The organism is Promineifilum sp. (SeqCode) (assembly GCF_041918635.1).
Taxonomy (GTDB): Bacteria; Chloroflexota; Anaerolineae; order Promineifilales; family Promineifilaceae; genus Promineifilum.
The window spans coordinates 1-21623 of sequence record NZ_JAYRVJ010000221.1 but is presented as its reverse complement, the minus strand read 5'-3'; the positions used below and the strand labels follow the sequence as shown (position 1 = coordinate 21623).

Annotated in this window: 17 protein-coding genes; 8 read left to right on the top strand and 9 right to left on the bottom strand. The window is 67.4% G+C overall.

The genetic code is table 11. From position 1 onward, the window contains the following. The 3 genes from ACE3UY_RS07640 to ACE3UY_RS07630 form a co-directional block, all read right to left on the bottom strand. Positions 1 to 1038: glycosyltransferase family 39 protein (locus ACE3UY_RS07640; protein ID WP_374686948.1), on the bottom strand; the 1038-nt coding region annotated here is incomplete at its 3' end. A 26-nt stretch (positions 1039 to 1064) separates the two neighbouring features. Beyond that, positions 1065 to 2381 carry an MFS transporter gene (locus tag ACE3UY_RS07635; protein ID WP_374686947.1) on the bottom strand — a complete coding sequence of 439 codons (1317 nt, stop codon included), beginning with the start codon at positions 2379 to 2381 and terminating at the stop codon, positions 1065 to 1067. Between the two features lie 86 nt (positions 2382 to 2467). Next, entirely contained in the window at positions 2468 to 3064 is a 597-nt protein-coding gene (locus tag ACE3UY_RS07630) for a hypothetical protein (protein WP_374686946.1), read from the bottom strand. A gap of 190 nt (positions 3065 to 3254) precedes the next feature. On the opposite strand from ACE3UY_RS07630, the gene ACE3UY_RS07625 reads away from it, so the two are divergent. Genes ACE3UY_RS07625 through ACE3UY_RS07615 form a run of 3 tightly spaced genes read left to right on the top strand, consistent with a single transcriptional unit; the run spans position 3255 to position 5950 of the window. Next, the gene (locus tag ACE3UY_RS07625; protein WP_374686945.1) at positions 3255 to 3554 is read left to right on the top strand and encodes a hypothetical protein; all 300 of its coding nucleotides are present in this window, start codon (positions 3255 to 3257) and stop codon (positions 3552 to 3554) included. Between the two features lie 37 nt (positions 3555 to 3591). After that, positions 3592 to 4530 (top strand): zinc-ribbon domain-containing protein, encoded by a 939-nt coding sequence (locus ACE3UY_RS07620; protein WP_374686944.1) that lies wholly within the window; start codon positions 3592 to 3594, stop codon positions 4528 to 4530. Between the two features lie 40 nt (positions 4531 to 4570). Beyond that, on the top strand, positions 4571 to 5950 hold the full coding sequence (locus tag ACE3UY_RS07615; protein WP_374686943.1) for a sorbosone dehydrogenase family protein: 1380 nt from the start codon (positions 4571 to 4573) through the stop codon (positions 5948 to 5950). A 3-nt stretch (positions 5951 to 5953) separates the two neighbouring features. Here the strand turns inward: ACE3UY_RS07615 and ACE3UY_RS07610 are convergent, their stop codons facing one another. From ACE3UY_RS07610 to ACE3UY_RS07595, 4 genes are all read right to left on the bottom strand, one after another. Continuing rightward, positions 5954 to 8362 carry a phospholipid carrier-dependent glycosyltransferase gene (locus ACE3UY_RS07610; protein WP_374686942.1) on the bottom strand — a complete coding sequence of 803 codons (2409 nt, stop codon included), beginning with the start codon at positions 8360 to 8362 and terminating at the stop codon, positions 5954 to 5956. Beyond that, positions 8356 to 8478, bottom strand: coding sequence for a hypothetical protein (locus ACE3UY_RS07605; protein ID WP_374686941.1), 123 nt, complete (start codon positions 8476 to 8478; stop codon positions 8356 to 8358). Before ACE3UY_RS07605 ends, ACE3UY_RS07610 begins: the two co-directional genes overlap by 7 nt. A gap of 68 nt (positions 8479 to 8546) precedes the next feature. Further along, complete coding sequence (locus ACE3UY_RS07600; RefSeq protein ID WP_374686940.1) at positions 8547 to 10793, bottom strand: glycosyltransferase family 39 protein; 2247 nt, start codon at positions 10791 to 10793, stop codon at positions 8547 to 8549. Beyond that, a complete protein-coding gene (locus tag ACE3UY_RS07595) occupies positions 10793 to 13042 on the bottom strand; it encodes an ArnT family glycosyltransferase (protein ID WP_374686939.1) in 2250 nt (749 codons plus the stop codon). The genes ACE3UY_RS07600 and ACE3UY_RS07595 overlap by 1 nt, the downstream gene beginning before the upstream one ends. A 116-nt stretch (positions 13043 to 13158) precedes the next feature. Here ACE3UY_RS07595 and ACE3UY_RS07590 point away from each other — a divergent pair, with 116 nt between their 5' ends. The 3 genes from ACE3UY_RS07590 (at position 13159) to ACE3UY_RS07580 (ending at position 15676) form a co-directional block, all read left to right on the top strand. Continuing rightward, complete coding sequence (locus ACE3UY_RS07590) at positions 13159 to 13899, top strand: DUF5655 domain-containing protein (RefSeq protein ID WP_374686938.1); 741 nt, start codon at positions 13159 to 13161, stop codon at positions 13897 to 13899. After that, the gene (locus ACE3UY_RS07585; RefSeq protein ID WP_374686937.1) at positions 13896 to 14381 is read left to right on the top strand and encodes an N-acetyltransferase family protein; all 486 of its coding nucleotides are present in this window, start codon (positions 13896 to 13898) and stop codon (positions 14379 to 14381) included. The genes ACE3UY_RS07590 and ACE3UY_RS07585 overlap by 4 nt, the downstream gene beginning before the upstream one ends. Positions 14382 to 14548: 167 nt before the next feature. Beyond that, a complete protein-coding gene (locus ACE3UY_RS07580) occupies positions 14549 to 15676 on the top strand; it encodes a nitrogen regulation protein NR(II) (protein ID WP_374686936.1) in 1128 nt (375 codons plus the stop codon). Positions 15677 to 15720: 44 nt separating this feature from the next. Here ACE3UY_RS07580 and pdxT read toward each other — a convergent pair whose 3' ends face one another. Together pdxT and pdxS are read right to left on the bottom strand one after the other, a co-directional pair. Beyond that, the gene (pdxT, locus tag ACE3UY_RS07575) at positions 15721 to 16299 is read right to left on the bottom strand and encodes a pyridoxal 5'-phosphate synthase glutaminase subunit PdxT (protein ID WP_374686935.1); all 579 of its coding nucleotides are present in this window, start codon (positions 16297 to 16299) and stop codon (positions 15721 to 15723) included. An 87-nt stretch (positions 16300 to 16386) separates the two neighbouring features. Then, positions 16387 to 17298 (bottom strand): pyridoxal 5'-phosphate synthase lyase subunit PdxS, encoded by a 912-nt coding sequence (gene pdxS / locus ACE3UY_RS07570; RefSeq protein WP_374686934.1) that lies wholly within the window; start codon positions 17296 to 17298, stop codon positions 16387 to 16389. Between the two features lie 272 nt (positions 17299 to 17570). Between pdxS and ACE3UY_RS07565 the strand changes: the two genes are divergently transcribed. Together ACE3UY_RS07565 and ACE3UY_RS07560 are read left to right on the top strand one after the other, a co-directional pair. Further along, on the top strand, positions 17571 to 20159 hold the full coding sequence (locus tag ACE3UY_RS07565) for an AAA family ATPase (RefSeq protein WP_374686933.1): 2589 nt from the start codon (positions 17571 to 17573) through the stop codon (positions 20157 to 20159). A gap of 143 nt (positions 20160 to 20302) precedes the next feature. Next, the coding region (locus ACE3UY_RS07560; RefSeq protein WP_374686932.1) for an FAD-binding oxidoreductase at positions 20303 to 21623 on the top strand (1321 nt) is incomplete at its 3' end.

Here is a 21623-nt window from a genome sequence, read left to right as displayed (position 1 = left end):
CTGCGGCCAGCTCAGCAGTTCGGGGCGCAACAGGGGCGCTGTCATGTCGAGCATCTGTTGCCAGGCGAGCGGGTCGCCATAGAGCCGATAGTTGCGCCAGAACCACCAGCCGCCGACGAGCGCCGCCGTCGCCCCGGCCAGAACGCCGCCCAGCACTGGCCGCCAGGAGCGCCCCCGCCAGGCCTGGGCAAGCAGGGCCACGCCGATAACCAGGCCCAGGGTCGCGCCGGTCAGCTTGGCGAGGGCGGCCAGGCCCCATAGCACACCCAACAAGACGTACCAGGCCCAAGAGAGCGTCCCCCCGCCCTGTGGGAGGGGTTGGGGGAGGGTCTTCTCTCCTGCCCGCGGGAGGGGTTGGGGGAGGGTCTTCTCTCCTGCCCGCGGGAGGGGCTGGGGGAGGGCGCGGGGTAGGGCCGCGGAACGGCGATGAATCGCCTGACTACGAACGAGGAGCCAGAGGACGACGCTGGCGAGGGCGATGACGAGGTTATCGTTATTGATCGCGCTGCTGATGAAGATGAACTGCGGGTTGAAGGCAACGAGGGCGGCGGCGACCAGGGCGTAGCCGGGGATGATATGCCGGGCGATGGCGTAGGCGCACCAGATCGTGACCGCACCTAACAGCGATGAGATGAAGCGGGCCAGATGCATCGCCAAAGTCGTCCCCTGGTAGGGGAAGCGCTCGGCCGCGCTGTGGTAGTGGGCGACGCGCGACATGCCCGCCTGCCAATCAGCGCTCAGCGGCGCGACCGTCGCCAGGTCAGAGCGGTCGATGGGCGCGACGGCCGCGGCGATCAGGGCGTAGTAGAGGGGCGGCTGCCACAACTCGCCGACCAGGCCCCTATCTTCAACCATGTGCGGCAGCCCCTGCCCGTCGGCCAGCCAACTCGCGTAACTGAAGTGATCCCGCTCATCCGGCGCCTCAAAGATGGGCGCGGCGATGTTGTAGGCCACACACAGGGCCATGAAAATCGCCAACAGCGCCGCAAGCCGCGCTGTTGGCGACGCGAGCGTGTAGCGAGAAGTCGGAACAGCCATGAATCGCCTGACTCCGGGCATGAGGCTCAGGTAGCGGCCGTGGCCGGGGCGATAATGGGGCTGTCGAATTGGCGCAGCACCGGATACTTCCAGGCGATCAGCAGCGTCAGCAGGACTGTGACGATGCCGCCGCTGATAATGGCGAAGGGCACGCCGAACGCCGCGGCCACCAGCCCCGCCTCCAGTTCACCCAATTGCGGCCCGCCCATGAAAAAGACCATGTTGACGCTGGTCATCCGGCCGCGCAACTCGTCCGGCGTCATGAGCTGGCGCAATGTGCCGCGAATGACGGTCGAGACGGTGTCGGACGCGCCGGTCAGCGCCAGGAAGACGAAAGCCAGCGCCACCGAGGCCGTCAGACCAAACAGGGCCGTGGCCGCGCCGTAGATCACGACACAGGCCAGCAGCACCACTCCCTGCCGCTTCATGTTGCCATAGAGGGCGACGACGCTGCCGGCGATGATCGAGCCGATGGGCGCGGCGGCCGACAGCCAGCCGTAGCCGACCGGCCCCAGTCCCAGAATGTCGCCGGCGACGATGGGCAGCATCGTCCGCGCCGAACTGAAGAACGTCGCCAGGAAGTCGAGCATCATCGTGCTCCAGATCATCGGCGTGCGGAAGGTGAAACGCAGCCCTTCCAGCAGGGCGCGGAAGCCCAGGCCGGCGGCCGAGACGGCCGCCGCGCCGCGATAGGTCAGCAAGGTCAGCGACAGCACCACGGCCAGGAACGACAGGGCGTTGATCAGGTAAACCCACTCCACCCCGGCGTAGGCCAGCACGATGCCGCCCAGCGCCGGGCCGACGACGGACGCGCCGGTGAACATCAGCGTGTTCAGCGTGACGGCGTTGGTGAACGCCTCCTTCGACACCAGATGGGGCACGAGTGACTGGCGCGATGGCTGCTCGAAGGCGGCCACGCCGGCCAGCGTCGCCGTCAGGAAGTAGATCCACGGCACGGTGATCCGGTCGGTCAGCGTCAGCAACGCCAGCACCCCGGCAAAGACGGTCGAGGCGATCTGCGTCCATTGCAAGAGCGTGCGCCGGTTGCGCGTGTCGGCCAGCAGCCCACCGGCCAGCGCGAACAGGATGATGGGGATGACGCGCACCAGGCCCAGCGTGCCCAACCCCAGCGCCTCCGCGCCCAGGTCGATGGAGCGGCCGAGGAAGTCGATGGTGTAGGTCCGGCCGCGCAACAGTTCGAAGACGTGCCAGTTGATGGCCGTGAACTGCATCTGCGAGCCGATGGTGGACACAAACAGGCCGAACCACATCAGCCGGTAGTCACGAAAGTGGAGCGCGGGCAGCCGCTCCCAGATAGACTGCGTTTTCGATTGTGAGGTCATGGATGGATCGATACCAGAATGAGTTCGGGGATGGGATGGGGCCGCGGGCGGGCCGCGCCCCCATCGGAGTTAAGCGCAATTGGACGTCAGGATTGGCCCTCTTTGGCGCGCGGCGAGCCGTAGAGCCACCAGTAGTCCGCGCGCGGGTAGGCGGGCGTCCACGCTTCCGGCCAGACGAACGGCCCCGGCTGCCAGCGCCCTTGCAGGCGCGTGTCCAGCAGGGCCAGGTGTTGGGTCGGGCGCGTCTCCGTCCGGTAAGGAGGCAGGCTCAGCCGGTCGAGCAGGGCATGAATCATGGCCCGCGTCTCGACGGCCGTGTCGTAGTTGCTGGTGCGGTCGAACGTGCCGCGGTCGATGTCCTTGAGGTACTCTTCCCACTGCCGCAGCCGGGCCTCCAGCTCGTGGTGGGCCTTGGCCTCGAAACGGACGACCCGGTCGGCCAGGGCCTGGTTGAACTGGAAGACGGCCGCGTCCACCTGCGTGCGCTGCTCCGACGTCAGCAGGTCGGGCAGCGCCAGCAGGCGGTGCTCGCGCAGCAGATAGCCGCCCAGCGTCAGCATCGGCAGCCCACCGCGACCCAGCGGCCAGAAGAGGATCTCGCTGTCGAGATACTCGCCCATCTGGCCCGCCATGGCGACCAGGACGGCCACGTCCTGCGCCAATCGTTCGTTCCCATCGTGCATGGGGACCTCCACTTGTAGAATTCAGGCTTACGATATAATAGACTCCAGCCTGGGCAGCGTCAAACGTTCTCAGCCTCGGCTATGGAAGGAGAAATAGCTACGGATTACGACCGATAAGACGGATGGAATAAATAGCTTCAGTCCGTTCTTGATTCGTATCATCCGCAGCATTTCTTCAGGGACGACGCTTATGAAACAGATGAGACGCGCCGCGATCTATAAGCTGGCCGCGGCCGCGCACGAGATGGAGCTGGACGTGATGACCGGCGTCCTGCGGCGCGACGAAAATGGCCGGTGGCGGATCGGCGACTACGACCTGTCCGCCTGGGTCGAGGCCCACAGCGGCGAGGAGATGGCCGTGGTGCTGGCCTCGCTGGACGACGATCGCGACGTGGAAGTGCGCACCTGCCGCACCTGCGGCCGCGACTACACCGACGTGGAGTGCCCCTACTGCCGCGCCAATCGCATCCGTCTACGCGGCCATGCCTGATCGCGCACATACCCTTCCTCACGCAGCCTGTCTAGCTATGCACAACAGAACATGCTATCGCCGCTTCACCCTGACCATCGCCCTCCTGCTCGCGTTGCTGGCCGCCGGCCTATCCGGGGCCGCCGCACAGAGCCAGGCCACACGACTGACCGAGTTGGCCGTCGAGTTGTGGCCCGACTACGACCGCCCGTCCATGCTGGTGCTGCTGTCCGGCCGCCTGCCGGCCGACGCCGCGCTGCCGGCGACGCTGTCCATCCCCGTGCCGGCCGGCGCCGAGATTCACGCCGTGGCCCGCTTCAACGAGGCCAACGCGCTGATCTCCGACGTTACCTATGACGTCGAGAACGGCCTCCTGACGCTGACCACGCCGAGCGACAGTTTCCGGGTGGAGTACTACGCCCCCTACGAGGCGGACGGCAATACTTACACCTACCGCTTCGAGTGGACATCGGACCTGGCCGTGGACAGCCTGGCGACCGTCGTACAGCAACCGCTGGCGGCCACCGACATCCGCATCACGCCGCAACCGGCCAGCAGCGGCGTCGAGCGCGGCGACGGCCTGACTTACCACACGCTGGCTCCGCGGCCGGTCGGCGCGGGCGAACCTTTCGTCGTGGAGGTCTCCTACACCGTCGAAGCGCCGGTGCTTTCCGCGCCCTCGCAATCGCTGCCTGAGTCGAGCGGCAGCCCCGCGCCGGCCACCGACTCGGCGGGCGGCGCGGTGGGCTACGGGATCAGCCCGTGGTGGCTGGCGCTGGGCGCGCTGGTGGTGGCCGCGCTGATCGGCGGGGCGTGGTATCTGGGCCGCCGCCAGGGAACCGCTACGCGCCGCCGCAAACCGCAACCCAATCGTCCGCCCAAGCAAAATAGCAAGGCCGCCCCCGCCGCGGCCAGGTATTGTCACAACTGCGGCCAGCCGGCGCAGGCTGGCGACGTTTTCTGCCGCGCCTGCGGCACGCCGCTCAAGAAGGAGTGAGTCAGACCTGACAGGTTTTCTGACATCGGGAGGAACCATCATGGAAGCTTCGTCTTCACGTCCGTCGCGCTGGCTGTGGCCGGCGCTGCTGTTGCTCATTCTGGCCGCCGCCTTGGCGGGCCGCAACGCCCAGACCACTTCCGCGCGGGAGGGGACGGCCCCGACTGCCAACACCGCCTACCTGCCCACCATCCGCACCGAGGCGGGGCCGCAACTGGCGTTCGAGCCCTTCGTGCGCGGCCTGCCCATCATTCTCGACGACGCGGACAATCCCATGGTCTTCGACACCATCACCGACATCACCCACGCCGGCGACCAGCGGCTCTTCGTCGCCGTCCGCCAGGGCTTTGTGTTCATCGTCAACCCGAACGGCTCGGTCAACCCGCACCCTTTTCTGGATTTGGAGAATGAGGTAACCCACGGTGACAACTGGGAGCAGGGTTTCCTGGGTCTGGCATTCCATCCCGACTATCCGGCCGCGCCCTACGTGTACGTCACCTACACCACGAGCCGGCTGCTGGTCGTCGCCCGCCTGACCGTCGATCAAGGCAGCCCCAACCAGGTCGACCCAACCAGCCTGCGCCGGATAATCGCCATCGACAAGCCGGAGGACTCCTTGGGCTTCAGCCCTGTCCACAACGGCGGCGATTTGGCCTTTGGGCCGGACGGCTATCTCTACATCCCCCTTGGGGATGGCGGCCCCGACCCCTATGACCCGCGCGGCGTACCCGGCGACCCGAACAACAATGCCCAACGGCGCAAGAGCTTACTCGGCTCTATCCTGCGCATTGACCCCAACCCGGCGCGCGGCCTGCGTGTTGATTGCGGCCTCAGGCCCGACAGCCCGCTGTACTCCATCCCGCCGGATAACCCGTGGCTGGGCGACAGCGGCTGCGACGAATTGTGGGCCAAGGGGCTGCGCAACCCGTGGCGAGTGGCTATCGACTCGCTGACCGGCGATCTCTTCATCGCCGACGTGGGGGAGTGGCTGCGCGAGGAAGTGTCCTTCTATCCCGGCAGCGGGCCGGGCGGGGCCAACTTCGGCTGGCACTGCTACGAGGGCACGGTCGATTACACGGCTGTCCACAACAGCCTGGCCGCGGACTGCGAGAACGCCGGCCCGTTCACGCCGCCCATCTACGAGTACGACCATAGCGGCGGCGGCTGCTCGGTCATCGGCGGCGTAGTCTATCGCGGCCAGAAGTACCCGACACTCTACGGGCGCTACTTCTTCGGCGACTTCTGCACCCGCCAGTACCGGACGATCGTCCGCCAGGGCAACCAGTGGAAGACCGAGGCGGCCGGCACGTCGCCCACATCCATCACCACCTTCGGCGTGGACGTTAATGGCGAGCTATACGCCGGCGACTTCCAGTTGGCCGGCGCGCCTGTTATCCTCTACAAGGTGATCGTCCGCTAGGTGTCATTCAATGGTCAGCCGGCCCACCGGATAGGTGTCGGTGGGCTGGCGCTGACCGTCCACGACAACCGGCCGGCGCTCGCCGCTGTCGAAGTCGTAGAGGCCAAACTGGATGGGGTAGTCGCCGGGCGGCAGATCGGCCGGCAGGGCGAGCGCGACCGTCTCCTCGAACACTTCGCTCGCCGCCCACAGACGGGCGGGATACTCGCCGGCCATCACCGGACCGTCGCTCTGGGCCAGCGGCGGCTGCGTCGGGTTGCCCAGGTGAACGAAGACGTGCAGCAGCGCGGGGCCGGGCGGGGCGGCGACCTGCCAGCGCAGGCGCACCTCGACGGTCTCGCCGGGGGCGGCCGTCGCCGTCGAGAGTTCCGCGCCGGCCAACTCGATACTCTCACCCAGCGTTGCCAGCGGCGCGGTCGCGGGCGGCCACGCCGCCGGCACGATCTTGACCCGGCCCACGTCCACGCCGGCGGCGTCCTCGTCCAGCTTCACCCGTAATTGCCCCTCCGCCGGCCCGGCAATGTCGTCCGCGACGCGCACGGCCAGCCGGTCGGCCACGACGCCCTCCGGCGGCCAGAGCGCGGCCGGGTAAAGCCCCCGCCCGTGGTAGGCGACTTGCAGGCCCACCCGCTCGAAACCGCGCCCGAACAGTTCCAGATGGGCCATTGGCGCGTCCGCGCCGCCGGTGGCCGCGCGACGCCAGTAGAGGGTGACCCACACCCAGTCGCCGGCCCGCGCCGCCGGTGTGTTCACCGTCGCGCCGAGCAGTTGCGGCCCTTCAGGAAAGGTCGCGTCGAGCGGCATGGCCTCAGCCGGCACGGCGGCGACGACCGGCGGCCGGGCATAGGCGTTGGGGATGACGGCGAGCAGACAGTAGGCCGACGTGACCAGCGCCCCCGCTACGGCTGCCCAGCGCGCCGGCCGGGGCCAGCGGCTCAGCCCGAACGCCGCGCCCAACGCCAGCGGCGCGATGGCCGGGAAGAACAGCCGCCCCTGGTCGGCCGGCGTGCGCAGCATGAAGAGTAGCCAGCCGGCGGCCACCAGCGCGAACCAGACGCTCAGGAGCAGGGAGGCCGGGGAGCGGGGGGGCGGGGGGGCAGGGGGGCTGTTGGCTACGGAGTCCGCATCCTCAGATGCGGACGACCCATTCACCAGACCACCCACAGAGTCCGCATCCTCAGATGCGGGCTTCTTCCCCCCTGCTCCCCCGCTCCCCTGCCCCCTCGCTCCCCCACCCCCCCGCTCCCCTGCGACAGCGAGCGAGCGAACCATCCACCAACCGCCCCCTGTCGCCGCCGCGCCCGCGATCCCCGTCCACACGCCATAGACCCAGGCCGGCGCGCCGACGCTCATCCAGCCGAAGACGGCGAAGAGCGACAGCCAGACCCGATCCAGATCACCCCAGACCTGGCGCAGCGAGTAGGGGCGGTAGCCAGTGGTCAATTCGACGAACGGTGTGGCCGCGGTCGCGTCGCCGTAGAGCGCCCAGTTGCGCCACAACAGCCAGCCGGCCAGCAGCAGCGCCGGGCCGGCCACCCACAGCGCCCCCGCCGCCGCCCGCGCCCACCGCCGCGGCCCGCCGGCCCGCAACGCCCACAGCGCCAGCACCCCCACTGCGAAGACGAGCAGCAAAATGCCCGCTGCCTTGGAGAGTATCGCCAGGCCGATGGTCAGCCCCAGAATGACCAACGACGAGCGGCGAGCGACGAGTTCAGAGCCATTGACCGCGGCCTGCGTGTCTTCATTCCTAATTTCTAATTCGTGATTCCTAATTCTTAGCAGTTGCCAGATGGCCGCCGTGCTGAAGAGTGTAATCGCCGCGTCGTTGCTGACCGCGGCATGGACGAAGGCGAACTGGGGCAGGAAGGCGACCAGCGCCGTGGCCAGCAGCGCCCGCTCCGGCGCGTCTGGCCAGACGGCGCGTCCGGCGGCGTGGAGGCACAGCAGCGTCCCCAGCCCCATCAGCGTCGAGAGCAGGCGCAGCAGATGGGCAGCCAGGGCGTACCCCTGCCACGGCCACGCCTCGGCCGGACTGTGGACGAACATGTTGCTGTTGATGGGCGGCCAGGCCGTTTCGCGGCGGTCAAACTGGCCGAGGACAGCACGCGGGTTAAGCCATAGCTGCCCTTCGGCGCTGCTATCGCCCACGGCGCGGACGATGAGCGCGCCGAGCGCGTAGTAGAGCGGCGGTTGCGCGGCCTCTTGTCCCATCGGGCCGGGTGTTAGGGCCGAGGGCAGCCGCCCTTCACGAGCCATATATTCGGCGGTGAAATAGTGCAGATGTTCGTCGGGCGTCTCGAACAGAGGGACGACCACTCCGTAACCCACGGCCAGGATCAGGTAAATGCCCAGGACGAGCGTTAGCGGGAAATAGCCGCTCCACTGCCCGCGCGGCGCCGTTTTCTCTACCATTGGCCCCCCTGAAGCTCCCGAACCGCCGGCTCAAAGACGACAGCATGGCCCACGATGGCGCGTTGCGCCTCAAGAGCGGCTAGCGCCTCTTGCAGCCGAGTGATGTCGTCGTCCATCGATTGTCCCCGTGTCGCTTCGCGCCGGAACCAGGCGCTCGCCTGACGGCGCGGATTATAACCAGAAGTTAGGGCCGATCTACCGGGAGCCTGATGGTCGGCCCGGCGGGTTCCAGCGTGGCATAGTTGTAAAGCCCCGTCTCCAGCACCTCCCCCGGCGCGGCGAAAACGTGGCGCTGGAGGAACCAGTCGCCCGGCCGCCACTGGTCTGAGGAGAAGCCCAACCCATCGGCCACCTGCATCGCGCCGGCGGCGTCGGCCAGGTGGGCCTGCACCGACAGAGGCGCGGCCGTCGCCTCAGCCACGCGCCACAGGGTGACCCACTCCGCCGCCCGCGCGCCATAGGCCCGCAGCGCCGCCGGGCCGCCGCTCTCGCCCGCGTAGGTTTGCGCCTCGCCGCCCATCGTCGCGCCCGGTTCAACGCCGCCCGGCCAGTAGTAGACCGCGTAATCTGGCCCATAGGCGTTGGCGCGATGGCCGTAGACGAGTTCCGGCTTCATCTCGCCCAGCCACGCATTGACCCACCATTCCTCCGCCCGCGCCGGCAAGATGTACCAGCCGGGCGCGCCGTCCTGCGGGAAGACCCAGGAGGATTCGCAGTCGAACGCCGCGTGGCGCGCCCCGGCCAGGCCCACCAGCTGCTCGGCCGCCTCGTCCGTCAGGAGCCGCCCCGGCATCAGGCAGTGGGCGATCCATTCGCCCGGCCGCGCCTCGGCCACGTTGTAGATCAGGATCGAGTAGCCGATGGTGTCGTCCGGCTCGCGCCGCCGGAACCAGTCGAACAGATCCGCCTCGGCCAGCAAGCCCTGGATGTGGCTGGCGCTGATGGCGTAGCGGCCAGGCGCGGGGTTGGCGGGATGGAAGTCGGGCCGCCCTAATCCCTCCGGCCCCGCCAAGGACGGCTCCTCCAATCCGTAATAAGCCGGCTCGCTCACGCCGGCGTAGGCGATGTAGAGCGTATCCGTCACGCCCGCCGCGTAGTCCGCCAGCCCCCTCAGGTCTTGGCCCCAATCGAGGTTGGAGTCGCCCAGGTAGCGATACCCCCGCGCCGGCCCGCCCGCCAGTTCGTTGAAGTAGGCCAGATGGTGGGGATGCACCCACAGCGCCGCTCCCACCGCCCAGGCCGCGACCAGCCCCGCCGCCCAGCGCCCCGCCGGCCGCGCCCACCACCCGCGCACGGCCAAGCCGGCGGCGACCAGCGCGAAGGGGACGAGCGGCAGCACGTGCCGGTAGCCGATGTTCAGCCGGCTGTACATGGCGGCGGCCAGAATGGCGGCCATGGGCAGCAGCAGGAACGCGGTCATTTGCCAGGCCCGCGCCCGCCACAGCCCCCCCAGCCCCACGGCGAACAGCGCCAGCGCCGGCAGCGGCGTCTTCAGCAGCAACGTCACCGGGAAGTACGACCACCAGCCGGCCGTGGAAACCTCGCCCAGGAAGAACGACTGATGCCCGTCCGAGACGTGGGACAGCACCGAGGCCCAACTATCCCAATAGGCTGGCGCGGGGAGGGTGATGCCGCGCCACGGGCCGATCTGGAACAGGTACACCGCCCACAGTGTCAGCCCGGCCACCGGCAGCAGCCCCAGCGCGATCAGCCCCGGCCGCCACCACGGCCGTCGCGGCGGATAGACGTAGGCCAGCGTGACCAGCACCGGGACGAGCAGCACGCCGGTGAGCTTGCTCGCCAGGGCCAGCCCCAGCAGCGCGCCCGTCAGCAGCCACAGCCGGCGGCCGGGCCGCCGCCAGTAGAACCACCAGGCGCAGACCGTGGCGAAATAGGTAGTGGTCGCCACGAGGTCGGTCGTCGCCAGGGCGGCCGAGGCCAGCAGGTTCGATGAGGCGGCGAAGAAGGCCATCGTTACGGCCAGCGCCGGCCGGTGACCGCCAGTGGCCGCCCGCACCCACAGCGCCAACGCCGCGCCCAACAGCAAACCGGCGTAGATGATGGGCAGACGGCCGAGGAACAACGCTCGATCGACATTCAGCCCGCGCTGCCACACCAGCTCTCGGGCCATGTCCGACCGGTTGCCCGACGGCCGGCTCGCCAGCCCGGCCACGGCGGGCAGCGTCGACTCGCTGCCCAACAGGCTACCAATCAGCCAGTGGCTCAGCGGGGCGTGCTCATATTGCAGGCTGAAGTCGCCGCTCTGGCGCAGGGCCGCGCCGCGCAGCAAGTGAATCGGCTCGTCGCGCGTTGGGGACTTGTCCAGCGCTGCGCCAGCGGCCAGGGCGAAGAAAAGCAGCAGGGCGCTCACGACGATTAACCGCGACGCCAGAGGATGGGACGAGGGGCGCATCATGATTCGAGTGGTCATCAGGGCGCGGCCAGACGCGCCACCGGCCCTATCTGCTCTAGCGTCGTGTAATCGTACAGCCCCGTCTCCAGCGCCTCCCCTGGCGCGGTGAAGGCGTGGCGCTGGATGAACCAGTCCCCCGGTTGCCATTGGTCGGACGAAAAGCCCAGGCCGTCGGCCACTTGCGGCGGGCCGTCGCCGGCATACAGGTGGGCCTGCACCGACAGGGGCGCAGCCGTCGCCTCAGCCACGCGCCACAGCGTGAGCCACGTCTCGCCGCCGGCGGTATAGCCATGCAGCGCGGCCGGCCCGGCGTCGTGCGGCGGCTCGATGGTCTCACTCAGCAGTCCGTTTATCCCCGCGCCCGGCTCAGCCGCACCTGGCCAATAGTACACCTCATAGGCGGGGCCGAACTGGTTGGCCCCGTGGCGGTAGACCGGCGCGAGCGCCGCCAGCGCCGGCAGGGCCGTGGGCCAGGGGGCGTCCTCGTTGGGCGGCAGGACGTACCAGCCCGGCGCGCCGTCCTGCGGGAAGACCCAGGAGGATTCACAGTCGAACGCCACGTGGCGCGCCCCGGTCACGCCAACCAGTTGCTCGGCCGCCTCGTCCGTCAGCAGTCGCCCCGGCGTCAGGCAGTGGGCGATCCACCCGCCCGCTTTCTGCCCGACTACTTCGTAGATGAGGATGGAATAGCCGAGGGTATCATCCGGCTCGCGCCGCCGGAACCAGTCGAACAGATCCGCCTCAGCCAGCAAGCCCTGGATATGGCTGGCGCTGATGGCGTAGCGGCCGGGCGCGGGGTTGGCCGGGTGGAACGCCGGCTGTCCCGCCTCCTCTGGCCCCGCCAGTTCCGGCCTGTTCAGCCCGTAGTAAGCCGGCTCGCCCGCGCCGCTGTAGGAGATGAACAGATCGTCCCCGGCTCCGGCGGCGTAGTCCGCCAGCCCCTTCAGGTCTTGGCCCCAATCGAGGTTGGAGTCGCCCAGGTAGCGGTAGCCATGCGCCGGCCCGCCCACCAGTTCGTTGAAGTAGGCCAGATGGTCGGGATGCAGCCATAGGGCGACGCCCACCACCCAGGCGACGGCCGCGCCGACCACCACACGGCCCGCCCGCCTGGCCCCGAGGCTCGGCACGCCCAAGCCAATCGTGACCAGCAGGAACGGTATGGCGGGCAGGATGTGACGGTAGCCGATGTTGAAGCGGCTGACGATCGCGGCGGCCAAGAGCGCGAGAGTGGGCAGCAGCGTGTAGAGCGCCACGCGCCGGGCGGCGCGATCGCGGGCGACCGTCGCCAGCGCCACGGCCAACAGGCCCAGAAAGACCAACGGCGTCTTGATCAGGAAGGCGACCGGGAAGTAGAGCCACCACCCCGCGGCCGACAGCCGGCCCAGGAAGTACGCCTGGTGTCCGCCGCCCAAATAGGTCAGCATGTAAGTCCAATTGTCCCAATACGTCGCGGCCGGCACGGTCTGCCCGCGCCAGTCGCCGACCTCAAAGGCGTAGACAGCCCACAGGGCAAAGGCGGCCACAGGCAGCAGGCCCACCGCCGCCAGGCCCGGCCGCCACCAAGGCCCCTGCCATCGCCCGCCGCGGGACGGCGCGTAGGCCAGCAGGATCAGCAGCGGGATGAGCAGCACCGCCGTCAGCTTGGTTCCCAGCGCCAGCCCCAGCAACGCCCCGGTCACCAGCCAACGCCGCCAGTTGGGGCGGCGGCCATAGAACCACCAGGCGCAAATGGTGGCGAAGTAAACGGCGGTCGTGACCAGATCGCTCGTCGCCAGCGCGGCTGAGGCCAGCACATTGGGCGACGTGGCGTAGAGAGCCATGACGACGGCCAGCGCCAGACGGGGCGCGGCGCGCACCGTGTCGGCCGTCCACAGCGCAACGACAGCCCCCAGCAGACAGCCGACCCAGATGACGGCCAGACGCCCCAGGAACGTGACGCGATCCACCTGAACGCCACTATGCCACAGGAACTCCCGGTCAATGGCCATGTGATCGCCGCCGGGCCACGCCGCCAGCGTGACCAACGACGGCAGCCCCGGTTCCAGGGACAGCGCCGCGCCCAGCAGACGGTGAACCAGTGGGGGATGTTCGAGTTGCAGACTGAACGCACCGGTCTGCGCAAAGCCGACGCCGCGCGTCAGATGAAACGGCTCGTCGTTGGTGATAGACTTGTCTAGCGCCGCGCCGACCGCCAGGGCGAAGAAGAGCAGCAGGGTGATGACGACGATGGCCCGCAACGCCAGGCGCTCGACCGACCGATTAGGCATGAAGCCCGATTATAGGAGAAACCGGCGGATTTCATAGGTTTCCAGGGATCAGTGGACAGTGGTCAGTAACTGCTCACTGATCACTGTCCACTGACCCCTGATTTAGGAGCAAAACCATGACCGATAACCCTTTGCTCAAGAAGCTACGCCTGCCGGCCGAGGGGCGGGCGGCGTTCGTCAATGCCCCGACCGGCTACGTGGCGTCGCTTGGGCTGCCAGCGGGCGTCACGGTGACGACCGCGCTCGACGAGCCGTGCGATTTCGTGCAGGTGTTCGCGCGCGACAGCGGCGAGTTGACCCGGCTGGCGCCGCCGGCCATGCGCGCTGTCAAGCCGGAGGGTGTACTGTGGTTCTGCTACCCCAAGCAGCGCTCGGGCGTGGTCTCCGACCTGACGCGCGACGCCGGCTGGCAGATGGTCTACGACCCGGGCTGGCGGGGCGTGGCCTCGATCGCCGTTGATGAGACGTGGTCGGCGGTGCGCTTCCGGCCGGCCGAGCACGAGACGGTGAGCGATGCGCTGGAGGCGCAGTACGCCGGGTCCAAGGCGGCGCTGCGGCCCATCTACGAACGGGTGCTGGCCGTGGTCAATGGCTTTGGCGGCGATGTGACCCTGGGCGTGCGCAAGACCTACGTGGCCTTTGCCCGCGGCAAGCAGTTCGCCGTCGTCCAGCCGACGACGCGCACGCGGGTGGATGTGGGGCTGAAGCTGCCCGGCGCGCCGTTCGGCGGGCGGCTGGAGCCGGCGGCCAACACCGGCAGCGGCTCGATGACCCACCGGGTGCCGCTGACGGCGGTCGAAGACGTGGACGACGAACTCATCGGCTGGCTGCGCACGGCCTACGAAGGGGCGCAATGATGCGGGCGGCCAACGCCCTCATCCGGCGCACCGTGGCGGAGGACGCGCCGGCGCTGGCGGCGCTGCTGCGCACGCTGGAGCGGTTCGATTGGCTGCGCGACGAGCCGCCGGCGGTCGCCGTCGCCCGCGTCCGCAGCCAACTGGAGCGGGCGGCCGGCGACGGGAGCTACAGCGTCTACGTGGCCGCGGCCCCCGGCGGCGGGCTGGTCGGTTACGCCGCCGTCCATTGGCTGCCCTACTTCATCCTGCGCGGCCCGGAGGGGTACGTGTCGGAGTTGTTCCTGTCGCCCGAGGCCCGCGGGCGCGGGGTAGGGTCGCGGCTCTTGGAAGCCGTGATCGAGGAGGCGCGGGCGCGCGGCTGCTCGCGACTCAGCCTGCTGAACAACCGCCGGCGTGAATCCTACGAACGCGGCTTCTACGCCGCCCGCGGCTGGCAGGAGCGCGGCGACATGGCGAACTTTGTCCTTTTCCTCGACCGCTAAGAAGCCCCATCCGCAGATTTCGCAGATTCGGCAGATTTCAAGAACGTGGCCCCGTTCACGCTCCGTTCACGTTGAATTTACGCAGGGCGTACGGACGACGCTCCCTGGCTGGCGTATCCTACTCACAGTTCCCGGCCGTACCTGGGGAAGAGGGACAAGAGAACAAGGTGGAAGTCGAATTTGAGGGACGGTTCTCGACCTTCCTCCATGCCGCCGGGCAGGAGGGAGTGGTGCTGCTCGACGCCGATGGCATAGTCCGGTGGGCGAATCGCGCGGCCGAATCGTTGTTGGGCTATGGGGCTGGGCAATTGACGAATCTATCTTTGGTTGATTTTTGGGCGGGGAAGTATCCACTCGCACGGGTGTTGGCGGAGCGGGCGCGGCCGGCCGACGGCGAACTGCGCCGGCGCAACGGCGAATCGCTGCCGGTGGCGTTGGCCGCGGCCCCGGTGGCCGGGCGCGAGGGCGAGCGGCTGGTGTCGTTCATGAGCCGGGCGGAGCTTGACCGGCTGAATGAGGCGCTGTTGCACGCCCAACGGCTGGCCGGCATCGGCACGTTGACCGCCAGCGTGGCCCACGAGCTGACTAACCCGATCAGCATCATCACCGCGACCTGCACCAACCTGCTCGACGAACTGCGCGACGAGACGATAGACCGCGAGCAGTTGGTGCGCTACATCCAGCTGATCGAGCAGAGCGCCTACCGGAGCGCGCGCATGGTTGAGGTGTTGCGCAACTACGCCCACAACGTCGGCGGCGACGCCGATGAGGGGGCCATCGCCATCACCAGCCCGGAGGCTATCATGCGGGACGCGCTGACGATGGTCGAGCAGCAGTTCCGCAAGCAGGCGCGGGTGGCGGTCGAGGCCGACATCCAGCCCGACCTGACGACGCTCTTCTGTGACCACCATCGCCTGACGCAGGTGCTCATCAACCTGCTGCTGAACGCCCGCGACGCGCTGCAACCGGACGGCGGGACGATCCACGTCCGCTTCTGGACGCCCGACCTGGCGCGGGAGCCGTCCGTGATGGCGCGGGCGCGGCTGTTGAGCGGTAACGGCTCCGGTACACCCGATCTGTTCGCCTTCTCGGTGGCCGACGCCGGTGTGGGCATTTCCCCGGCCATCATGGATCGCATCTTCGAGCCGTTCTTCACGACCAAGCCGGCCGGGCAAGGGACGGGGCTGGGGCTGTTCATCGCCCAGGGCATCGTGGAGCAGCACGGCGGCCGCATCTGGGCGGAGAACAATGAGGAGGGGGGAGCGACGGTGACGGTGCTGCTGCCGAGAAGATAGGGACCAGGGGTTAGGGACTAGGGGCTAGGGAAGAGCGTTCTACCCTAGTCCCTTTCTTCCACAAGCCGCACAAACAACTCATGAAACCGCGCGTCCTCCGTCAACTCCGGATGGAAGGACGTGACCAGCCAGTGACCTTCGCGGGCGGCGACGGGGGTTCCGTCGGCCAGGCGGGCGATGACCTCCGCGTCGCCGTGGGCCTCGACCAGGCGCGGGCCGCGGATGAACACGGCCGGGAAAGGGCCGCTGCCGTTGAAGCCATTGACCTCAATGGGCGTGATGAAGCTGTCCACCTGCCGGCCGAAGGCGTTGCGCTCCACGACGATGTCCATCACGCCCAAGAGCGGCTGCTCCCGGCCAATGTCCTTCGCCATGAAGATCATGCCGGCGCACGTGCCCCAGACGGGTTTGCGCGCGGCAAAGTCGCGCAGCGGCCCGGTCAGGGCGTAGGTGTCGGCCAGCTTGCCGATGGTGGTGCTTTCGCCGCCGGGAATGATCAGGCCGTCCAATCCTTCCAGGTCTTCCGGCAGCCGCACCTCGACCGCCTCCACGCCCAGCCGGCGCAGGATAGCGATATGCTCAATAAATGCGCCTTGCAGCGCCAGTACGCCTATCTTTGTCATAAGGTGTTTATTAATGAACGCAGGGGAGCGGGGGTGCGTGGGAGCAGGGGAGAAAAGAGTTTTTCACCCCTGCCCCCCTGCTCTTCCTCACCACCCACGGCCGGCGAGCTGCTGCTCCGGGGTCAGGGTGTGGACGCCGATGCCGACCATTGGCTCGCCCAGCTTCTCGCTGACGCGGGCCAGGATTTCGGCGTTGCGGAAGTGGGTCGTGGCCTCGACGATGGCCTTGGCCCGCCGCGCCGGGTCGCCGCTCTTGAAGATGCCCGAGCCGACGAAGACGCCGTCCACGCCGAGCTGCATCATCAGGGCCGCGTCGGCCGGGGTGGCGATGCCGCCGGCGGCGAAGTTGACCACCGGCAGGCGGCCCAACTCCTTCGTCTCCTTCACCAGCTCATAGGGCGCGCCCAGCTCCTTGGCGAAGGTCATCAACTCCTCGTCGGGCATGGCCTGCAGGCGGCGGATGTCGCCCAGCACCGCACGGGCGTGGCGCACGGCCTCGACCACGTCACCCGTGCCCGCCTCGCCTTTGGTGCGCATCATGGCCGCGCCCTCGCCGATGCGCCGCAGCGCCTCGCCCAGGTTGCGACAACCGCAGACGAAGGGGATCTTGAAGTCGTGTTTGTTGATGTGGTACGCCTCATCGGCCGGCGTCAGGACTTCGCTCTCGTCAATGAAGTCCACGCCGATGGCCTCCAGGATTTGCGCCTCGACGAAGTGGCCGATGCGCACCTTGGCCATGACCGGGATGCTGACCGTGTCCATGATCTCGCGGATCAGGCCGGGGTCGGACATGCGGGCCACGCCGCCGCTGACACGGATGTCGGCCGGCACGCGCTCCAGGGCCATGACGGCCACCGCGCCCGCTTCCTCGGCGATGCGGGCGTGCTCCGGCGTGACTACGTCCATGATGACGCCGCCCTTGAGCATTTGGGCCAGTCCGCGCTTGACCGTCACGCTGCCCACTTCGCCGCGACCGTTGTTGTGTCCATTCTCTTTCATCGTTATTCTCTCCTACCGGCCCACCGTAGGCCGCTGTACCTTCAATCGGGAAGGATTCGCTATAGACTTCCATTGTATGGTCGCGCCGGGGACATTACAAGCCGTTTGGCCTCATCATGTCACGCCAAATTCAATAAATGATAGTGCCAAGTATGCGCCGCACGCGCGGTTCAGAATGTGAGCGCGGCAATTACCCGTTAAGAAGTGGTTGACAACTTCTGGTAGAATGCGGGAAGGATGGAGTTGAGTGGGTGTCGAGATGGAGAATCCGCATGGAACTCCTGGAACGCGAACAACAACTCAAGAGCCTGGCCGATGCCTGGGCCCGGGTTAAGTCGGGCCAGGGTCGAATAGCGCTGGTCAGCGGCGAGGCGGGCATTGGCAAAACGTCGCTGATCGAGCGCTTCCTCGCCACGCAGGGACGAACGGCGCAGGCGCTACGGGGAGCCTGTGACGATCTGTTCAGCCCCCAGCCGCTTGGCCCGTTCATCGAGATCGCCGGCCAGATTCAGTCCGATTGGCCGCGCTTCATCCAGTCGGAGACCGGCCGGTTAGCCTTTTCCACGGAACTGTTTCTGTACCTGCAAAAAAGCCCGACACCGGTTATTGTCGTTTTGGAAGACCTGCATTGGGCCGACGAAGCGACCCTGGACGTGTTGAAGTTTCTGGGGCGTCGCATTCACCACACCAGGACGCTCTTAGTCCTGTCCTATCGCGACGACGAGGTCAGCAGCAACCACCCACTGCGCTCGCTGCTGGGCGATTTGCCGGCGTCGCTCACGTTGCGAATCACCCTGCCGCGCTTGTCGTCGGGCGCCGTGGAGCGTTTGGCGCAGGAGACAAAGCACCAGTCGGAAGAACTCTATCGCGCCACGGGCGGCAATCCCTTCTTCATCACGGAGATTCTTGCCAGCCATACGGAGGGCATCCCCCCGTCGGTGCGAGACGCCGTCCTGGTGCGTTTCTCCAGACTTTCCGCTCCGGCCAGGAGCATCATTGAACTGGCTTCGTTAATCCCCGGCGCGGCTGAAGAGTGGCTGATCCGGGAGATACTCCAACCCGAGCCGGTGGCTCTGGATGAATGCATGGAGCGAGGCATGCTACGCCCGGTGGGCAACGGCGTCGCTTTTCGTCACGAACTGGCGCGCCGGTCGATTGAAGACTCTCTGCTCATCGGCCGGACTCGTGCGCTACACGCCAAAATCCTGACTGCGCTGTTGCAACAAGAAGGGCGACGTGTATCGCTGGCCCGCATCGTCCACCACGCGGTGCGCGCCGGCGATGAGGAGGCCACGCTGCGCTATGCTCCCCAGGCGGCCCAGCAGGCCAGCACCCTGGGCGCTCATCGAGAAGCGATCGCCCTTTATGACAGTTTGCTTCGCTACAAGCACCGCATGCCGCCAGAAACTCAGGCTGGACTGCTGGAAGGGCTGTCTTTTGAGAACTATCTGGTCGATCATATCGAGGAGGCCATCCAGACCCGGCAGGAAGCGATCCACATCTGGCAACAACTGGAGCGCAGGGAGCGGATCGGGGACAACTATCGCTGGCTGTCACGGTTGTACTGGATGGCGGGAAATGGGAAGGAGGCGGGGCAGTATGCCGATCGAGCCATCGAAATTCTGTTGACACAGCCACCGGGGCTGGCGTTGGCGATGGCCTTTAGCGCCAAGTCCCAGCTTCACATGCTGGCCTGGGAGCCGGAACCGGCCCTGGAGTGGGGTAATCGGGCCATGGAACTGGCCGAGAAGCTTAATGCGGTAGAGATCTACGTGCATGCACTGACCAACGTTGGGTCGATTGAAACGCTCCGAGACTATCAGGCCGGTACGGAAAAGATCGTGCGCGCGCTCCGGCTGGCCCGTGAACACGAGATGCACGACCACGTGGGCCGCTGCTACTCGAACCTGGCTTCCAATGACACTCGCTCGCGTCAATATCCAGCCGGGCAGCACTGGCTGGAAGAAGGACTAGAGTACACCACCGCCAGAGACCTGGATACCTATACCATTTACCTGCAGGGCTGGCAGGCGCAACTGTATTTCAGCACGGGGCGGTGGTCTGAGGCGGAAACCTTCGCTCTTGAAGCGCTCCGTTTAAGCCAGGATCAGACCATCACCCTGCTCCCGGCGGTCATAGCGCTGGCGCATCTGAAGGTGCGTCAGGGCGATCTGGCGGCCGAGCCGCTGCTGGGCCAAGCTCACGCCTTGGCGCTGCCCACTCATGAGCTACAGCGGCACGGCCCGGTGGCGGCGGCGCGGGCGGAAGCGGCCTGGCTGCGGGGCGACATTGAGCAAATCCCAGCCATCGCCGAGGTGGGCTATACGTTGGCCCTGAGCCGCGATGACCCCTGGATTTTGGGCGAGATAGCTTACTGGATGTGGCGAGCCGGCGTCGGCGGTATCCCCCTGGAGCGAGTGGCCCGCCCCTATGCCCTGATGATCCGCGGCGACTGGCGGGCGGCGGCCCAGGAGTGGGCCCAGATCGGCTGCCCCTACGAGCGGGCGCTGGCGCTGGCCGAGGGCGATGAGCCGGCCCAACGGCAGGCGCTGGCCCTCTTCGATGATCTGGGCGCGCGTCCGGCATCGGCCTGGTTGCGCGGTCGGCTGCGCGCCCAGGGGATGAAGAACCTTGCCCCTGAACGGAAGCCGCCAAAGGCGCACCAGCCCGACGCGCTGACCGCGCGCGAAGTGGAAGTGTTGCGGCTCATCGCCGACGGGCTGTCGAACCCGGCCATCGCCGAACAACTGACCATATCCGTCGGTACGGTCAAAGCCCACACGGGCAGCATCTACAGCAAGCTGGGCGTCAACAATCGCGTCCAGGCGCTGTCGCGCGGGCGGGAGTTACACCTCATATAGGCGATTGACAAATCGCATCTCCCTAAACCGGGAAAAATAAACCCTGGAATAAACCTTTGCCAGATGATCTTGGTGAGCGGCCCCACTAAGATCATTTTGGTTTTAGGTAACAAGCAAAGGTTCCGGCTGTAAGGAGATACGAGATGGACACCAAACTGAAAGATGCTAACCAGGCTGGCGAGCTAGACGAGACGGCGATCGTTCATTTCAGGAGCGAGTTGCGCGGCGAGTTGTTCGAGCCGGCCGACGCCGGCTATGATGAGGCGCGCCAACTCTACAACGGCATGATCGACAAACGGCCGGCGCTCATCGCGCGCTGCGCCGACGCCGCCGACGTGGTCGCGGCGGTTAACTTTGGCCGGGAGTACGGCCTGCTGATCGCCGTGCGCGGCGGGGGGCACAATGGGGCCGGGCTGGGCAGCTGTGATGGCGGTCTGGTCATCGACCTCTCCGGCATGCGCGCGGTGGAGGTGGACGCGGCCCGACGCGAGGTGCGCGTGGGGGGCGGCTGCCTCTGGCGCGACGTCGATGCCGCCACCAATCCCCACGGGCTGGCCGTGCCCACCGGCTTCATCTCGTCCACCGGCGTGGGCGGCCTGACACTGGGCGGCGGCGTGGGCTATCTGACGCGGCGCTATGGCCTGACCATCGACAATCTGCTGGAGGTGGAGATGGTGCTGGCCAGCGGCCGCTTCGTCGTGGCTAACGAGCGGCAAAACGCCGACCTGTTCTGGGCGGTGCGCGGCGGCGGCGGCAACTTCGGCGTGGTCACGTCTTTCTTGTTCCGCGGCCAAGCGGCCGGCCCCACCGTCTATGGCGGCCCCATCTTTTGGCCGATGGAGCATGCCGCCACGGTCATGCGCTTCTGGCGCGACCTGATGCTGAACGGGCCGGAGGAACTCGGCGGCTGGTTTGGCTTCCACACCGTCCCGCCGGTCGATATGTTCCCGGCCGAGCATCACATGAAGAAGATGGCCGTCGTCACCTGGTGCTATACCGGCGATCTGGAACAGGCCGAACGAGTTTTCGAGCCGATTCGGGCCGTTGCCCCGCCGGCGATCGATTTTGCCGGGCCGATCCCCCTCCCGGCTTTGCAGAGCTTGTTCGACGGGCTGTATCCGCCCGGCCTGCAATGGTACTGGAACGCCGATTTCGTGACCGACCTGACCGACGAGGCGGTGAACCTGCACCTTCAGTACGGCAACCAGTTGCCCAGCGTCCATTCCACGATGCACCTGTATCCGATCAATGGCGCGGCGCACCGCGTGGGCCAGAACGACACCGCCTGGAATTACCGCGAGGCCAACTTTGTGCAAGTGATCATTGGCGTAGACCCCGACCCGGCCAACAACGCGCGCACCATCGCCTGGTCGAAAGAGTATTGGCGCAAGCTGCACCCCCTTTCCTCGGGTGGGGCCTACGTCAACATGATGATGGATGAGGGTCAGGAGCGGGTGATGGCTT

Coding starts and splice junctions, on each gene's coding strand:
- ACE3UY_RS07625 (WP_374686945.1), top strand. CDS start 3,255: ATGAAACAGATGAGACGCGCCGCGATCTATAAGCTGGCCGCGGCCGCG.
- ACE3UY_RS07585 (WP_374686937.1), top strand. CDS start 13,896: ATGATGCGGGCGGCCAACGCCCTCATCCGGCGCACCGTGGCGGAGGAC.
- ACE3UY_RS07595 (WP_374686939.1), bottom strand. CDS start 13,042: ATGCCTAATCGGTCGGTCGAGCGCCTGGCGTTGCGGGCCATCGTCGTC.
- ACE3UY_RS07610 (WP_374686942.1), bottom strand. CDS start 8,362: ATGGTAGAGAAAACGGCGCCGCGCGGGCAGTGGAGCGGCTATTTCCCG.
- ACE3UY_RS07565 (WP_374686933.1), top strand. CDS start 17,571: ATGGAACTCCTGGAACGCGAACAACAACTCAAGAGCCTGGCCGATGCC.
- ACE3UY_RS07600 (WP_374686940.1), bottom strand. CDS start 10,793: ATGACCACTCGAATCATGATGCGCCCCTCGTCCCATCCTCTGGCGTCG.
- ACE3UY_RS07630 (WP_374686946.1), bottom strand. CDS start 3,064: ATGCACGATGGGAACGAACGATTGGCGCAGGACGTGGCCGTCCTGGTC.
- ACE3UY_RS07605 (WP_374686941.1), bottom strand. CDS start 8,478: ATGGACGACGACATCACTCGGCTGCAAGAGGCGCTAGCCGCTCTTGAG.
- ACE3UY_RS07635 (WP_374686947.1), bottom strand. CDS start 2,381: ATGACCTCACAATCGAAAACGCAGTCTATCTGGGAGCGGCTGCCCGCG.
- pdxS (WP_374686934.1), bottom strand. CDS start 17,298: ATGAAAGAGAATGGACACAACAACGGTCGCGGCGAAGTGGGCAGCGTG.
- ACE3UY_RS07615 (WP_374686943.1), top strand. CDS start 4,571: ATGGAAGCTTCGTCTTCACGTCCGTCGCGCTGGCTGTGGCCGGCGCTG.
- pdxT (WP_374686935.1), bottom strand. CDS start 16,299: ATGACAAAGATAGGCGTACTGGCGCTGCAAGGCGCATTTATTGAGCAT.
- ACE3UY_RS07590 (WP_374686938.1), top strand. CDS start 13,159: ATGACCGATAACCCTTTGCTCAAGAAGCTACGCCTGCCGGCCGAGGGG.
- ACE3UY_RS07620 (WP_374686944.1), top strand. CDS start 3,592: ATGCACAACAGAACATGCTATCGCCGCTTCACCCTGACCATCGCCCTC.